Origin of the sequence: Prevotella jejuni, from assembly GCF_900187995.1 — a bacterium.
Taxonomy (GTDB): domain Bacteria; phylum Bacteroidota; class Bacteroidia; order Bacteroidales; family Bacteroidaceae; genus Prevotella; species Prevotella jejuni.
Genome location: NZ_FZNZ01000086.1, coordinates 1 through 2,129 on the forward strand (window position 1 = coordinate 1; position 2,129 = coordinate 2,129).

A 2,129-nucleotide genomic window follows, 5' to 3' on the forward strand; every position below is an offset into this window, starting at 1 on the left:
AGGTTGAGTCTGTGGATGAGTACAGATCCGTTGCAGGAAAAATTTGTAGATGCTAGTCCGTATGTATATTGTTTGCAAAACCCTATCATAATCTTGGATTATAATGGAGCTGATACTGTTTTTGTAAATCCAGGGGGGACAGAAGCCAAAAGAATTTCAAGCAAAAATAATGTTACATTTGTACACAATTTAAAAGCCAAGAATATTCAAACAAAAAATCTAAGCGGAAAATCTCACATTGGATGGATTGAAGCAGATATGCCTGGAGTTATAAATTACAATGAAGGCAATATTGATTTGTCTTCGTCAAAATATCAAAAATATGATTACCTTATAGCTGCAGAAGTTTCTTATTTCAACCAAAACAAAAATAGGGGAATTACCCCGAAGCATACTAATGGACTTTATATAAATAATCCTAGTTCAATACCAAACTTAGATCCAGATATTGTAAAAGCTATTATTATGCAAGAAACTCGCATAGGAACAGCCCCTGGAAGTAGCTTAAATAATGCCAAAAGTGATATTATGCAAGCAAATGTTTGGTATTCTGCGAGTTCAAACGATTGGAACGATTCGAAATCACAATTTGGTCTTCGGAAAATGGGAGGGGCAACACCGCAATTATCCGTTCATGCAGGTATAGGAATTTTATATCAAAAGGGACTACGTTCAGATGGGAAAAATGTCTATTTTAAAGGATGGCAAATTGCTATACAGAGATATAATGGTGGCGGAGTAAAAAATTATCTACAAAAGGTGAATACATACATAAGTCATATGAAATAAATGTTAACAATCAGAACCATAGCTTTTATGGTTCTGATTATAAAAGAAGATATATGTACAGATTTTTTTTACTATTTTGTTTTATAAGCGGCATCAACAGCTATTATAATGCAAAAGGCTTATCTCACAATATAAGTCAAGACTTTGTAAGAGACACAATCTATACAACCTTTGAAAAATATGATAGGACCGTTGTAAGATATGAAAATAAAATTGTTAATCATATAAAACAAAAGGTTGTTATAATAGCAAAAGACAGAAATAATATCTGTAAGTCAGAAATTCTTTTTGTGGGGAGTATTCTTAATTCAGATAATGACACTATATCCTTTTTAAAAAAAGAAGATACATTTGGGCTAAAAGAAAGTCCTCATTCATCTGGAAATATTATTGTGTATAAAAATAGAATAAGACAAGGGTATTACTCAAATTTCTCCAAAGGTTTTTTTGTAAAAGTTGAAGATAATATTTTACATATAAAGGATGTAATGGAAGAAGATTTGAATGGGCAGCCTGTTCTTGGAATCCTCAATTTAATAAACTTTAAGGAGGAGATACCTCACAGCGTTTTTATATATATAAATCAAGATGATGGAGACGAATATGTTTTTCATAAATATAATGATAAATAAGTTTCCTACAATTTAAAGTGGTAATTGTATTAATAGATATAATCGCGCATCTCCCCCACGAGGCGAAGACAATATCTATAGCAAACATCCCAGTGGCTAACGATAAATATAAGAACATAGAAAAAGTTAATTATTATCCATACAAGAGCGTTCATCATTACCCTTATATGGGTATTAAAAGTGCGAAGCAATAAGCAGGAAAGAATAATGTTAAATAATTTATAGCCCCAAACAATTAAAGAGTATAGAACATAGTAGAACGCAAGTACGACAAAACGGTAATTTCATAATGAAATATAAACAACATATAGGACTGATTCCCAATGTTTCATATGGAGATTTCGTCCTTGGTTCAAATATCAATATGTATTTAAGCCAAGAGCATACAAAGAAAATGTATGATGAAGCTACATTTTCAAACATTTCTTATTTTTTCAAGAGAGAAGAAATTAATGTGTGGTGTGATACGGATGGTTCAATAAATACAATTATATGTTCTTCATATTGTCTATTTCATAATAAGAATCTGATAGGGATGAAGTATACAGATTTCCTTACAGAGTTCTCTAAAGAACCAGATAGTGAAGATAATATATATGTGTTAGTATCTGGGAAAGGGCAACGGCAACATGTATACGATTTTGAGAAAGATGGGTTGCAGGTTTGGGTTTGGAGAAATAGAATCCGGACAGTTCTCATTTACAATGC

Annotated in this window: 3 protein-coding genes; all 3 read left to right on the forward strand. The window is 31.6% G+C overall.

Going from position 1 to position 2,129, the window contains the following annotated elements; translation table 11 throughout:
- On the forward strand, positions 1 to 789 hold a 789-nt coding region (locus CHB62_RS14440), incomplete at its 5' end, for a lysozyme family protein (protein ID WP_497023424.1).
- Between the two features lie 53 nt (positions 790 to 842).
- On the forward strand, positions 843 to 1,421 hold the full coding sequence (locus CHB62_RS14445; RefSeq protein WP_006045580.1) for a hypothetical protein: 579 nt from the start codon (positions 843 to 845) through the stop codon (positions 1,419 to 1,421).
- 289 nt (positions 1,422 to 1,710) lie between these two features.
- Positions 1,711 to 2,129 (forward strand): hypothetical protein (locus CHB62_RS15100; protein WP_089367365.1); only part of this gene is annotated, 419 nt, incomplete at its 3' end.

What these genes read in the sequence shown, in the direction of transcription:
- CHB62_RS14445 (WP_006045580.1), top strand. Translation starts at nt 843, where the DNA reads ATGTACAGATTTTTTTTACTATTTTGTTTTATAAGCGGCATCAACAGC.